The following is a 13545-nucleotide window of genomic DNA, read 5'->3' as shown; positions in this document are numbered from 1 at the left end:
TGGTGACATGGCTGAACGCACCTCCTTCCCCCGTCCGGTTCCCCTCGTCGGGGACACCTCAGCCGCGCACGAGCGCGCCACCGATCCGCGGGGCTGGGCCTTCGACCAGCAGACCATCGACGCCCTTGACCGGGTGCTCACCGCCCGTCGCGACATCCGCCGCTTCCGGCCGGACCCGGTGCCCGAGGAGCTGGTCCGCACGCTGGTGGCGGCGGGCCACGCCGGTCCGTCGGTGGGCCACAGCCAGCCGTGGCGTTTCATCGTCGTCGAGGATGCCGAGCTGCGGGACCGGGCCGCGGCCATGGCCGACAAGTCCAGGTTGTGGCAGGCCGCCCAGCTGGCACCCGAACGCGGCCAGCAGCTGCTGGACCTGAAGCTGGAGGGCCTGCGGGAGGCGCCGCTGGGCCTGGTGGTGGCCTGTGACCGGCGCACCCCGGCCGTCGGGGTGCTGGGCCGGGCCACCTTCACCGATGCCGACATGTGGAGCTGTGCCGCGGCCATCGAGAACATCTGGCTGACCGCCCGGGCCCACGGGCTGGGCATGGGCTGGGTCACCCTCTTCCAGCCCGAGGAGCTGGCGGCCCTGCTGGGCCTGCCCGAGGGTGTCGAGACCCTGGGCTGGCTGTGCCTGGGCTGGCCCGACGAACGCCCGCCCTCCCCCGGCCTGGAACGCCTGGCCTGGTCAAAGAAGCTGCCGGTGGACGACGTGCTGCTGCGCGACCGCTGGCCCGGTGAGGAACCGCCGGCCCCGACGAGCCACCTGCGCGCCCCGGACCAGCAGCGGATGGTGGGGGCCACCGATGATGCCGATGACCTGCTCACGACGCCGGGCTCGCTGGGCGTGCTGGACCGGGCACTGAACCGGGCGGAGGCCGTCCGTCCGCAGGGAATCGACGGTGGCTGCCTGGTGCTGGTGGGCGCCGACCATCCCGTCACCGAGCACCGGATCAGCTCCTTCGAACCGCGGGTCACCCGGGACGTGCTGGGCGCCAATGTCGAGGGCACCGGGATGGGTGTGGTGAGCGCCACCGGCGCCGGCCTGCGCAGCCTGGTGGTGGATGCCGGGGTCGAGACCCCGGTGGGCGGTGCGCGGCCGGCCCGGCCCCAGGGGCCACGCGGCAATCTCACCGATGCCGACGCCCTGGGCCTGTCGGACGCCACCCGGCTGGTGGAGGCCGGCCGGGCACTGGGCGTCGAGGCCGCGCGCGACGGGCTGGTGGTGCTGGGTGAGGTGGGCATCGGCAACACCACCGTCGCGGCCGCCCTGGCCGCCGCGCTGCTGGACCTCCAACCCGACGAGGCGGTGGGTCTGGGCACCGCGGCCGACGCGGACATGCTGGCCCGCAAGCGTCAGGTGGTGGCCCGGGCACTGGCCCGCTGGCGCGGTCAGCCCGGCCACGACGATCCGCTGCGGCTGGTGGCGGCACTGGGCGGCGGCGAGTTCGCGGTCCTGGCCGGGGTGGTGCTGGGCGCCACCCAGCAGCAGGCCGTCGTGCTGCTGGACGGGCTGGCCACCAGCGTCGCCGCGCTGCTGGCGGTCCGGCTGGAGCCGGGGGCGCAGGCCTACCTGGTGGCCGGGCAGCAGAGCCGGGAACGGGCCCATGCGGCGGTGCTCACCGAGCTGGGCCTGGAGCCGCTGCTGGCGCTGCGGCTGCGCAGCGGGGAGGGCGTGGGCGGCTGCCTGGCCGCCTCGCTGCTGCTGCAGGGGCAGCAGATCCGACGGCTGGTGGCGCGTACCCGCTAGCCGGCCGGCGGCGGCACCGGGGTGCTGGGGGCCGGCTCCGACGCCACTTCGTCGGCCGGGGCCGGCTGGTTGGGTCTGCGAAGCCGGGCGCTGGTCCGGAGCTGGTCGTCGCGGCCCAGCGAGGAGTACAGCAGCACCGGGATGGTGGCGAAGAAGGGCCAGACCAGGATGGCGGACCAGGTGTGCAGCTGGAAGTCGATCGGCACCTGGTCCCCGGCATTGGCGCGGGCAATCCGGGACCGGAAGTCGTGCGGGCCCAGCAGCATCCCGACCCACCAGCACAGCAGGCCGCTCAGGCTGGCCGACGCAATGGCCAGCGGCACCACGGTCCAGCCGAGGCGACGGAACCAGCGCCAGACCAGCACTCCGATCACGGTGCCGATCACGGCCCCGAACAGGCAGAACCAGGCGTCGGCATTGAAGACCTGCGTCAGCCCCCGCTCCGAGATGGTGGCATTGCCCTCGGCGTCCACCTGGTAGCTGGGCAGGTGGGTGGCCAGCTTCCACAGCAAACCGGTCAGGGAACCCACCAGCATGGCCAGCAGGACGAAGACCAGGATCCCCCGGGTCCGCGGGCTGACCACCACCCGGGTGAAGCGGGGCAGCCGCGGCTGGGGCGCGTAGGCCTCGCCCTGCAGCACCTCGACGTCCTCCGGGCTGGCCGAGGCCAGGCTGGTTGCGCCCGTGCCCACCAGCCCCGGCGCAGGATCGACGTGCGTCACCGGCTCACCCCTCTCGATTGGTGCCGTCACTCTATCCCCCCGTCACCCGGCCAGGCAGGACGGGCCGAGCAGCGCCTTCAGGTCCGCCATCAGCGGCTGGGAGGCCGTGACCCGCAGGGTGTCATCCAGCCGGAACAGGGTCTTGTGCTGCTGGGTCACCAGGCGCAGCCGCACCTCGGTCATCCCCGGATGGCTGTGCAGCACCTCCTTGAGCTGGTCCACCACCGGCGGGGTGCACCGGCCGGCCGGGAGCTGGATCACCACCGGGCCGCTGGGGCCGTCGGAGATGTCCGGGATGGACAGCTCCTGGCAGTGGAGCTCCACCGACTCCTCCTTCTCCCGGATCCGGCCCTTGACCCGCACCACCTGGTCCGTGGCCAGGTGCATCTGGATCTGCTCGTAGACCTTGGGGAAGCACATCACGTTCACCGACGCCTCCAGGTCCTCCACCTGCAGGATGGCCCAGATGGCACCGGTCTTGGTCTGCTTGCGCTGGATGGAGGTGATCATGCCGGCAATGGTCATCATCCCCTCCTTCGGCCCGTCGGGGGCAATCAGGTTGCCGATGGAGATGTCGCGTTCGGACTCCAGGATGTGCTCCAGGCCCTGCAACGGGTGGTCGGAGACGTAGAGGCCCAGCATCTCCCGCTCGAAGGCCAGCTTGGTGCGCTTGTCCCAGTCGGGCAGGTCCGGCACCGTCTCGTGGTGCTGCTGCACCTCGGGCTCGTCGGCGGCCAGCCCGAAGTCGCCAAACAGGTCGTCCTGGCCATTGGCCTGGTTGCGCTTGAGGTCCAGCACCTGGTCGACCGCGGCCTCGAAGATGCTCATCAATGCCCGACGGGAGTGCCCCAGCCCGTCGAAGGCGCCGGCCTTGATCAGGGACTCGATCATCCGCTTGTTGCAGACCTGCAGCGGCACCTTGTCCAGGAAGTCGTAGAAATCGGTGTAGGCGCCGTGCTCCTCGCGGGCCTGGACGATGCCGGCCACCACGTGGTCACCGACATTGCGGATGGCGCCCAGCCCGAAGCGGATGTCGGGTCCGACGGCGGTGAACTCCAGCTCCGAGGAGTTCACGTCGGGCGGCAACACCTTGATCCGCTGGGCGCGCATGTCGCCCAGGTACATCGCCATCTTGTCCTTGTCGTCGCCCACCGACGTGAGCAGCGCGGCCCCGTACTCGGCCGGGTAGTTGGCCTTCAGCCAGGCCGTCCAGTAGGAGACCAGGGCGTAGCCGGCGGCGTGGGACTTGTTGAAGGCGTAGCCGGCGAACGGGACCATCACGTCCCACAGGGTCTGGATGGCGGCATCGGAGTAGCCGTTGCCGCGCATGCCCTCCTGGAAGTGGTTGAACTCCTTGGCCAGGATCTCGGGCTTCTTCTTGCCCATCGCGCGGCGCAGCAGGTCGGCGCCGCCCAGGGTGTAGCCGGCCAGCGCCCGCGCGATGGCCATGATCTGTTCCTGGTAGACGATCAGGTGGAAGGTGTCACCGATCAGCGGGTCCAGGGCGTCCTTGAGCTCCGGGTGGATCGGGATGATCTCCTGCCGGCCGTTCTTGCGTTCGGCGTAGGCAATGTGGGCATTGGCGCCCATCGGGCCCGGCCGGTAGAGGGCCAGCACGGCGGTGATGTCGTCGAAGCCGGTGGGCCCCATCTGGCGCAGCAGGGAGCGCATGGCGCCACCGTCCAGCTGGAAGACGCCCAGCGTGTCGCCACGGGCCAGCAGCTGGTAGGTCTTCTCATCGTCCAGGGCCAGGGTGGACACGTCGACGTCGATGCCCTGGTTGCGCTTGATGATCTGGACGGCGTGGTCCATGATGCCCAGGTTGCGCAGGCCCAGGAAGTCCATCTTCATCAGGCCCATTTCCTCGAGCTGAGGATAGGCGAAGCCGGCGATGATCATGCCGTCCTTGTCCCGCTTGTGCATCGGGATCACGTCGAGCAGCTTCTCGCTGGACAGGATGAAGGCGCAGGCGTGCACGCCGGTGCCGCGGATCAGGCCCTCCAGGCCCATCCCGGTGTCGATCACCTTCTTGACGTCGGCCTGGGTGTTGTAGAGCTCGCGGATCTCCATGCCCTCGGCGTAGCGGGGGTGCTGCTCATTGAACAGGTCCTTGAGCGGGACGCCCTTGCCCATCACGTCGGCGGGCATCGCCTTGGTGATCTTGTCCCCCAGGCCGAAGGGATAGCCCAGGATGCGGTTGGCGTCCTTGACGGCGGCCTTCGCCTTGATGGTGCCGAAGGTGTTGACCTGGCTGGTGTAGGCCTCGCCGTACTTGGTGGTGACGTAGTCGATGACCTTGTCCCGCTTGCGGTCGTCGAAGTCCAGGTCGATGTCGGGCGGGCTGATCCGCTCCGGGTTGAGGAAGCGCTCGAACAGCAGGCCGTGTTCCAGCGGGTCCACCTGGATGATGCCGGTCAGGTAGGCGATCATCGAGCCGGCGGCCGATCCTCGTCCCGGGCCGACGGCCACGCCCATCTCACGGGCCTGGTTGCAGATGTCGGAAACCACCAGGAAGTAGGAGCTGAAGCCCAGCGGTTCGATCACCGACAGTTCGGTCTCGACCCGCTCCAGCACCTCCTGCGACGGGTTTTCGCCGTAGCGCAGGGTGATGCCCTCGGTGACCTTCTTGCGCAGCCAGGACTCCTGGGTCTCCCCCTCGGGCACGTCGAACTGCGGCATCCGGTCGACGTGCTTGAACACGTCGTCATAGCTCTCGATCCGCTCGGCGATCGCCAGGGTGTTGTCGCAGGCCTCGGGCAGTTCGGAGAAGAGCTTTCGCATCTCCTCGTTGCTCTTGATGTAGTAGCCCGAACCGTTGAAGCGGAAGCGGTTGGGATCGTCCTTGTTGCGGCCCACGCCGACGCACAGCAGGTCGTCATGACTGTCGGCCTGGTCCTCGGTGACGTAGTGCGAGTCGTTGGTGGCCAGCAGCGGGATGCTGAGCTTCTTGGCGACGCGCAGCAGGTCCTCCCGGACGCTGCGCTCGATGTCGATGCCGTGGTCCATCAGCTCCAGGAAGTAGTTCTCCTTCCCGAAGATCTCCTGGTAGGCGGCGGCCGCGGCGACGGCCTCGTCGAACTGCCCCAGCCGCAGCCGGGTCTGCACCTCCCCCGACGGGCAGCCGGTGGTGGCGATGATCCCTTCGGACCACTGGCTGATCAGCTCCCGGTCCATCCGGGGCTTCATGTAGTAACCCTCGAAGCTGGCCAACGAGCTCAGCCGGAACAGGTTGCGCAGCCCGGTGGCATTGGCCGCCCACATGGTCATGTGGGTGTAGCGCCCACCACCGGAGACATCCTTGCCGCCCTCCACCGAGGCGTCGCCATTGTCATGCCGGCCGGTCGCCCAGTACTCCTGCACCCGGGAATGGCGCGAGGACGGGGCGACATAGGCCTCGATCCCGATGATCGCCTTGACCTCGTCGTAGTCCTTGCCGAGCTTGTTGAACTCATAGGCGCCGAACATGTTGCCGTGGTCGGTCATCGCGATCGCCGGCATCCCCTGCCGGGCGACCTCCGCGAAGAGCTTGGAGTTCTTCGCGGCGCCGTCCAGCATCGAGTACTCGGTGTGGGTGTGCAGGTGGACGAAGTTGTCAGCCATGGGGTGGATGCGCCCTACTTTCTGCTGCTGCGTTCCGGAGCAGCCAATCTACCGCGCAAACTCAGCCCTTCGTCGCACCCAGCGTCAGGCCCGCGACGAACTGCTTCTGCAGGGCGAAGAAGACCACCAGCACCGGCAGCGCGGCGATGATCGAGCCCGCCGAGAGCAGGTTGTAGTCGGTGAAGAAGGAGCCCTTGAGGTTGTTCAGCGAGCTGGTCACCGGGAACTTGTCACCAGACTGCAGCAGCACCGTCGCCCAGAAGAACTCGTTGTAGATCCAGGCCACCTGCAGGGTTCCCAGCGCCGCCAGCGGCGGACGGCACAGCGGGATAGTCAGGCCCCAGAACTGCCGCCAGACCGAGGCGCCGTCCATCTCGGCCGATTCGTAGATCTCCTTGGGCAAGGTCTTCATGTAGTTGCTCAGCACGAAGGTGCAGAAACCGGTCTGGAAGGCGACGTTGACCAGGATCACGCCCAGATGTGAGTTCAGCAGGGTGCCTGACGCGGAGATCCACTCCGGCACCTCGAGCGCCCGGAACATCCGGTAGATCGGGATCAGCAGGGACTGCGGCGGCAGCAGGTTGGCGGCGACGAACAGGCTCAGCAGGCTCAGGTTGAACTTGAAGCTGAACCGGGCCAGCACAAAGGCCATGCAGCTGCTGAAGGCCAGGGTGAGCAGCACCGCGGAGATGGTGATGATGGCCGAGTTCAGGAAGCTGTTGGAGAATCCGCCCCGCTCCCAGGCATTGGTGTAGTTGTCCAGGGTGAAGCCACCGAAGGACATGTAGCCGTGGTCCATGGTGTAGCCGTAGTCCCGGAAGCTGTTGAACAGCGCCCACAGCAGCGGGAACAGGAAGACCAGGCTGGTGGCAATCAGGAAGGCGTGCAGGGCGACTCGGCCGGCGGTGAGCGGGCGGTGCCGCGACGGCAGGGCCTCGGGGCTGGTGGTGGAGGTGCTCACTGGCCCTCTCCCTTCATGACGACGCGGAGCTGGATCACGATGAAGACCGAGCTGATCAGCAGCATGATGGTGGCCAGGGCGGAGCCGAAGCCGATCCGGCTGGCCTCACCCACCACATTGGTGGTGACCAGGGTGGAGATCAGCTCCAGGCCATTGCGGCCCCGATTGATCACCCAGGCCAGGTCGAAGGCGCGCAGGCCCTCGATGACGGTGATGGTGACGACGATGATGTTGATCGGCCGCAGGGCGGGGAAGATCACGTCGCGATAGGTCTTGAACTGGCTGGCGCCGTCGATGGCGGCGGCCTCCCGCAGCGACGGGTCGATCCCCTTCAGGCCCGACAGGTAGAGCAGCATGATGTAGCCGACGTGCCGCCAGCCATTGGCCAGCATGGCCGCCCACAGGTTGATGTTGGAATTGCCGTACCAGTCGATCTGGGTGCCGAACAGCCAGTTCAGGAAGCCCTGGTCCCGGCTGTACATCAGCTGCCAGATGAAGCCCACCAGCGCGGCGGACAGCACCACCGGCAGGTAGAGCGCGGTCTGGTAGGCCCGCGAGCCCCGGATCTCCTTGTCCAGCAGGACGGCCAGGAACATACCCAGCGGGGTGAAGACCAGGAAGAGCCCCAGCAGCCAGATGACGTTGTGGGTCAGGGCCGGCCAGAAGGGCGGGTAGATGGTGGCCAGATCGGTGTAGTTCTGCAGGCCGACGAACTTGATCTGGTCCAGGCCGCCGACACCGTCCCACTTGGTGAAGGACAGCGCGACCGAGGTGATCGCCGGGATCCAGACGAAGACCACCACCAGCAGGACGGGGATCGTCGCCATGGCGATGACCGTGGCCTTGTCGGCGGCGCGCATCTTGCGGCGCCGACGCTGCGGGGGTGGGGTTTCCGTGGTGGTCACGGCAGGGGTGGTGACAGACATGGTTCTCCTCTGGTCGCGCTGTCCTCCCGGACGCGCGGGGCAGATCAGGCGAAGATGGACTTCTTCTGTTCCTCGACGGACTTCAGGATGGAATCGATCTGGGACGGATCCTTGGTGAACTGCTGGAAGGCGGGGCCGACGACGGTGTTGGCGAAGTCGGGCCGGGAATCGCGGTCCAGGAACTGGGAGATGTTCTCCGCCTCCTCGATCATGGTCACGGCCTTCTTCTGCAGCGCGGTGTAGCTGGCCTGGTCGGCCTTGGAATTGGCGCCGATCACCGACGGGTCGGACTTGATGGTGATGCCGACGGCCTCCGGGGTGCTCAGGTAGAGCAGCAGTTCCTTGGCGGCGGCCTCGTTCTTGGGCTTGGCAGCCATCATGAAGCCGTCCACGGGGGCCTCGACGACCTTGGCGCCGATCCCGGCGTCGAACTCCGGGAAGGGGAAGAAGTCCAGGTCATCCTTGGCGTCCTTGGAGGCCTGGAACTGCTGGGAGATGAACATGCCCATGGTGTACATGCCGGACTTCTTCTGCACCAGGCTCTGCGCGGCCTCCTGCCAGGTGCGGCCCAGGGAGTCAGCCTGGTGGAAGGGCAGCAGTTCCTTCCAGGCGGCGAAGACCTTCTTGACCTGCTCGCTCTCCCAGGACTCCTCGCCGGCCATCAGCTTGACGTGGTGGTCATAGCCGTTGATCCGCAGGTTCAGCATGTCGAAGGTGCCCATCGCCTCCCAGCCGTCCTTGTTGGCGAAGGCGATCGGGGTCAGGCCGTCCTTCTTCATCTTCTCGCACAGCGTCAGCCACTCGTCCTTGGTCTTGGGAACCTCGTAGCCGTGCTGCTTCCAGACGCTCGGCCGGTAGAAGATGCCCCACGGGTAGTAGGTGGAGGGCACGAAGACCTGCTTGTCATTGGCGGTGGCCAGCTTCTTCATCGACTCCGGCATCCCGTCGATCTTCTCCCAGACGTCGGTGATGTCACCCACCAGGCCCTTGTCCGCGAAGTAGCGGGCGCGGTAGCCGGCAAACCAGGTGAAGACGTCGTCGGGGCTGCCCTGGAGGTAGTTGTTGATGCCCTCCTTGAAGGTCTCGTGCTGGATGGTGTTGATCTTGACGTCGGCCTTCTTGAAGCCGGCCATCATCTGGGCGAAGGCCTTCTTCGGGATGTCGTCGGACTGGCTGGAGCCGACGGTCACGGTGCCGCCCACCGACGCGCCGGAACCGGGCGCGGTGCTGCTCTTCTTGTCCCCACCGCAGGCGGTCAGACCGCCCAGGGCGGCGGCGCCGACGAGGCCCTGCAGCATGGCGCGGCGGCCGAAGTGCGGCATGGGAATGGTTGGATTGGTCATCGTTCTCCTCCTTGAGAGCGGATGGGTTGGGTACTGGCCCGGCGGACCAGCTGGGTGGAGAAGACCCGATGTCCGGGATCGTCTCCCTGCAGTGCCGTGGTGAGCATCTGCACCGTCGCCCGGCCAAGCTGGCGCAGGGGTTGGGCGACGGTGGTCAATGGAGGTTGGGAGATCCGGCTGATCTCGTGGTCGTCGAAGCCGACCAGCAGCAGGTCTTCCGGGACGGCCAGGCCGCGCAGCCGGGCCTCGTCCAGCGCGCCGATCGCCATCCGGTCCGACGCGCAGAAGACGGCGTCCAGGTCCGGGTGACGGGTCAGCAGGGTCTTGAGGGCGGCGGCGCCGGAGTCTCGTCCGTAGTCACCGTGGGCCACCAGGTCCGGGGTGAAGGCCTCCCCCAGCGCTTCCCGGAAGCCGACCACCCGCTCGCAGCTGCCGAGGGCGTCGGTGGGCCCGGCGATCATGCCGATCCGGCACGCACCCAGCTCCTGCAGGTGCTGGACGGCCTCGCGGGCCCCGGCCCGGTCGGTGATGGTGACCGACCACAGCCGCTTGTTGTGGTGGTCGGCCGGCGGGATGCCGCAGACCACCACCGGCACCTCGGCGTCGGCAATCACGTCCAGCATCGGGTCGCTGACGTGCGGGGTCAGGTGCACCACCCCGTCGATGTGCCGGGAGCGCAGGAAGTTGGCGGTGCGCCGGCGTTCCTCGTCGTTGCCCGCCAGCAGGAGCACCAGGGCGGTGTCGCTGCCGGCCAGACCGTCGGAGACGCCCTGCAGCAGCAGGCTGAAGGTGGGGTCGGCGAACAACTCGTGTTGCGGCTGGGTGAGCAGCACCGCGATCGCATTGTTGCGGCCGCTGGCCAGGGAGCGGGCGTGCGGATTGACCCGGTAGTCGGTCTTCTTCACCGCCGCCTCGACGGCCTTGCGGGCCTCGGGGCTCACCTTGGGACTGCCATTCAGGACGCGGCTGACCGTCCCGCGGGAAACCCCCGCGAGCTGGGCGACGTCCTGGATGGTGGCCTGCTTGGGCATCACTGGCACCCCAGGGTGAAGCCGAACCGCAGGCTGGTGGGCCACAGCTGGTAACGCGGCAGCACGTCGGGGCCGCAGGAGCGCGAACCCAGGCCGTGCTGGGCGGCGTCCAGGTAGAGGTGGGTGTGGCTGGCCGGCGGCAGCTCGTGCTGGTGGGTGGCCGCGGTGAGCTGGTGGGCGTCGTGCCGGCCGACGCCGAAACCGATCCGCCGCTCCCCCACCGAACCGATCCGCAGGGTGGGCAGGTCCCGGCCGTTCAGCCAGGCCCAGAAGAGCTCGGGCCGGTGGCCGCTCTCCTGTGGCACGGCATAGGGCGTGGTCATCTCGTCGATCGGGCGTTCCCACCAGCCGTGCCGGGCGGCGGTGCGGGAGTCCGGGTAGGCCTCATCGGGGCCCATCCCGCACCACCGGGCTTCGGTGTAGCCCAGCGGAAGCGCCAGGTGGACGCCGATCCGGGGCCAGGTGCAGATCGGTTCGCGCGGGCCGATCGGGTCGACGCTGACCTCGCAGCGCAGCGCCCCGTCCAGCTGCGTCCCCTCAACCCGTGCCCCCTCAACCTGTGCCCCATCGACGAGTGCCCAGCGGAATTCCACCTCGGCGCCGTGGGTGCCCTGGGCGGGCAACAGCCGCTCCCGCACCACGTACTCGTCGCCCTCGATCCGGGCGTGCACCAGCCGGGCATGCAGCCGGTCCAGGCCGGCGGCGCGCCAGCGGTCGGCCGACGAGGGGCCATCGACGCCGTGGCCGTGGGTCAGTTCCGGGTCGGCCAGCTCATAGGAGCCAAAGGTGGTCAGCGAGTCGTTCTCCGTCGGCGCGCGCCACAGCTCCAGGTGGCAGGCGTCGACGGCAACCTCCCCCAGGCTGGTCAGGGTGCCGGTGAGGGCGTCGAAGCGCGCCGGACCGATCCGAACCACATCGCCGTCCAGTGTCGGGGCGGCCGTGGGGCGCGGCAGGGGCTGCGGTGCGGCGGGCCGGTCCAGCCGGAAGCGGGCATGGCCCAGCTCGAAGGCGTGTTCACCCGCCAGCCAGCTCCGCTTGGCGCATTCGTGCTCGAACCACAGGGCGGTGAGGGCGATGGTGGCCCACGAGCCGGGCTGGTAGCTCTCCCTGACCCAGTCGGGCAGGCTCACCACGACGCTCTGACCGGCCGGGATCACCGGCACGTCCAACCGCACGCTCTTGTCCCGTCGGATCTCGCCGCGCTCCATCGCCTCCAGCAACGGGGCGGGGCTCTCCCCCACCGCCCAGGTGCACACGAAGTCCACCTTGGCGGAATCCAGTCCGTGCCAGCGATTGGTGATCCGCAGCCGTCGATCCTCGGTCAGGGCGAAGGTGAAGGGGGCATTGACCGCCGCCAGCTCGGCCAGCCCGGGGCTCGGCGTGCCGTCGGCCAGCAACAGGCCGTCGCAGACGAAGGAGCCGTCGTGCACCCGTTCACCGAAGTCGCCGCCGTAGCCGTGGAAGGGTGTGCCGTCGACGGTGTGGGTGAGCAGGCCATGGTCGCGCCACTCCCAGACGAAGCCACCGTGCCAGCCGGGCAGGTTGAAGGCCTCGTCGTACTCGGCGAGTGCGCCGGGGCCATTGCCCATGGCGTGCGCGTATTCGCAGAGCATCATTGGCTTGGCGGCCAGCCGGACGGATTGCGCGCTGCGATGCGTGAGAGCCACTCCCAAGCCCTCGCTCATCTCGCGCATCTCCACCAGTGAGGTGTACATCCGGCTGACCACGTCTGAATACGCCGCCTCGTAGTCGCCCTCGTAGTGCACGGGACGGCCGGGGTCGCGGCGCTTGATCTGGTTGGCCATCGCGGCCAGGTTGGCGCCGGTGCCGGACTCATTGCCCAGGCTCCAGCAGATGATCGACGGGTGGTTCTTGTCCCGCTCCAGCATCCGGTCGGCGCGGTCCAGGTAGTTCTGCTGCCAGGCCGGGTCTTCCGACGGATTGCCAACCCAGCCGTTCAGCTCGAAGCCGTGGGTCTCCAGGTCACATTCGTCGATCACCCAGAAACCCAGCTCGTCGCACATCTCCAGCAGCTCGGGGTGTGGCGGGTAGTGGCTGGTGCGCACGGCGTTGAGGTGGTGGCGCTTCATCAGCTCCAGCCCGGCGCGGGCGTCCGCGGCGTCGAAAACCCGTCCCTTGCTGGGGTGGAATTCATGCCGGTTCACGCCGCGGAAGCGCACGGGTGCGCCGTTGACCAGCCAGTCGCGGCCGATGATCTGCACCGTGCGGAAGCCCAGCCGCAGTTCGATCTGCTCGGCCTGGTTGCTGACCGTGGCCGGGTAGAGCCGGGGCGTCTCCGGGCACCAGGGCTCGACGCTGTTGATCCGGATGGGCCCGATCTCGGCTTCGCTCTGCCAGGTGACGTCGACGCCGAGCTGCGGGACGCGCAGGGTGATCGGGTAGGCGGCTTCGGTGGCCCGTACCTCGGGGGTGATGGTGCCGGTGGCGTCGGTGTGGTCGTAGTCGGCACGCAGCCAGACGTCGTCGATGCCGGCGACGGGGCGGCCCACCAGGCTGACGCTGCGGAAGATGCCCGGCAGCCACCACTGGTCCTGGTCCTCGACGTAGGTGTTGGCGCTCCACTGGTGCACGCGGATGTGCAGCAGGTTGGCGCCGGGGTGCAGGTGTTCGGTGACGTCCAGTTCCAGCGGAAGGCGGGAGCCGGAGAAGGTGCCCACCCGGGTGCCGTTGACGCTGATGAGGCCCAGGCTCTCGACGCCGTCCAGGCGCAGCAGCACCTTCTCGAAGCCTTGCCAGTCGACCCAGGCCTCGGGCGCCTGCAGGTCAGTGCCGTTGGTGTCGGCGTCTGCCCCGGGCAGGGTGATCCACAGCCGGTGGTCGCCGGTGGGGTTCTCATCCGGGACGTGCGGCGGATCCAACGGGATCGGGAACTGCACATTGGTGTAGGCGGGCTTGCCCCAGACGCCGTCGTTCTGCAGCACCCAGTGCCCGGGGATCTCAATCCGGTCCCAATCCGTGTCGTCCAGTTCCGGGCTGGCGGCCTCGACGGGGGCCCAGGCCGGCCCCTTGCTGAGCAGGAAACGCCACTGGCCGTCGAGACTCCATCGCAAGGGCTCGGTGCGACGCCAGGAACGGGCAGGCAGGCGCGCGGGCGCGGCGGTGCTGATCAGCTCCGTACCGTACGGACCACCAGTGTGATCGGTCCCACCCTCGTACACAGGAAACTCCCTCGTAGCCCGTTCGACATGCGCTCACGT

General features: G+C 68.5%; 8 protein-coding genes. 1 reads left to right on the top strand and 7 read right to left on the bottom strand.

Annotated features, from left to right (window positions below; genetic code table 11):
• The first annotated feature begins 7 nt into the window (after positions 1–7).
• On the top strand, positions 8–1744 hold the full coding sequence (gene bluB, locus AAEX60_RS08515; protein ID WP_342102663.1) for a 5,6-dimethylbenzimidazole synthase: 1737 nt from the start codon (positions 8–10) through the stop codon (positions 1742–1744).
• Here bluB and AAEX60_RS08510 read toward each other — a convergent pair.
• The 7 genes from AAEX60_RS08510 to AAEX60_RS08480 form a co-directional block, all read right to left on the bottom strand.
• On the bottom strand, positions 1741–2466 hold the full coding sequence (locus tag AAEX60_RS08510) for a hypothetical protein (RefSeq protein ID WP_342102661.1): 726 nt from the start codon (positions 2464–2466) through the stop codon (positions 1741–1743). The two genes, bluB and AAEX60_RS08510, sit on opposite strands and share 4 nt — an antisense overlap.
• Positions 2467–2508: 42 nt before the next feature.
• On the bottom strand, positions 2509–6066 hold the full coding sequence (dnaE, locus tag AAEX60_RS08505; RefSeq protein WP_342102658.1) for a DNA polymerase III subunit alpha: 3558 nt from the start codon (positions 6064–6066) through the stop codon (positions 2509–2511).
• Between the two features lie 61 nt (positions 6067–6127).
• On the bottom strand, positions 6128–7027 hold the full coding sequence (locus tag AAEX60_RS08500) for a carbohydrate ABC transporter permease (RefSeq protein ID WP_342102656.1): 900 nt from the start codon (positions 7025–7027) through the stop codon (positions 6128–6130).
• Positions 7024–7953, bottom strand: coding sequence for a carbohydrate ABC transporter permease (locus tag AAEX60_RS08495; protein ID WP_342102655.1), 930 nt, complete (start codon positions 7951–7953; stop codon positions 7024–7026). The genes AAEX60_RS08500 and AAEX60_RS08495 overlap by 4 nt, the downstream gene beginning before the upstream one ends.
• A gap of 44 nt (positions 7954–7997) precedes the next feature.
• Positions 7998–9296 carry an ABC transporter substrate-binding protein gene (locus AAEX60_RS08490; protein WP_342102653.1) on the bottom strand — a complete coding sequence of 433 codons (1299 nt, stop codon included), beginning with the start codon at positions 9294–9296 and terminating at the stop codon, positions 7998–8000.
• The gene (locus tag AAEX60_RS08485) at positions 9293–10327 is read right to left on the bottom strand and encodes a LacI family DNA-binding transcriptional regulator (protein WP_342102652.1); all 1035 of its coding nucleotides are present in this window, start codon (positions 10325–10327) and stop codon (positions 9293–9295) included. The genes AAEX60_RS08490 and AAEX60_RS08485 overlap by 4 nt, the downstream gene beginning before the upstream one ends.
• Positions 10327–13506: a glycoside hydrolase family 2 TIM barrel-domain containing protein gene (locus AAEX60_RS08480; protein ID WP_342102650.1), complete on the bottom strand. Its 3180-nt coding sequence runs from the start codon at positions 13504–13506 to the stop codon at positions 10327–10329. Before AAEX60_RS08480 ends, AAEX60_RS08485 begins: the two co-directional genes overlap by 1 nt.
• Positions 13507–13545 lie beyond the last annotated feature (39 nt).

The organism is Luteococcus sp. H101 (genome assembly GCF_038433155.1).
Taxonomy (GTDB): Bacteria; Actinomycetota; Actinomycetes; order Propionibacteriales; family Propionibacteriaceae; genus Luteococcus.
Note: the sequence above shows the minus strand (reverse complement) of the source record. Positions and strands in the feature narration are given on the sequence as shown.

Bases quoted from the DNA above. Each gene is read 5' to 3' on its own strand.
- bluB (WP_342102663.1), top strand. From the start codon at position 8: ATGGCTGAACGCACCTCCTTCCCCCGTCCGGTTCCCCTCGTCGGGGAC.
- AAEX60_RS08485 (WP_342102652.1), bottom strand. From the start codon at position 10,327: ATGCCCAAGCAGGCCACCATCCAGGACGTCGCCCAGCTCGCGGGGGTT.
- AAEX60_RS08490 (WP_342102653.1), bottom strand. From the start codon at position 9,296: ATGACCAATCCAACCATTCCCATGCCGCACTTCGGCCGCCGCGCCATG.
- dnaE (WP_342102658.1), bottom strand. From the start codon at position 6,066: ATGGCTGACAACTTCGTCCACCTGCACACCCACACCGAGTACTCGATG.
- AAEX60_RS08495 (WP_342102655.1), bottom strand. From the start codon at position 7,953: ATGTCTGTCACCACCCCTGCCGTGACCACCACGGAAACCCCACCCCCG.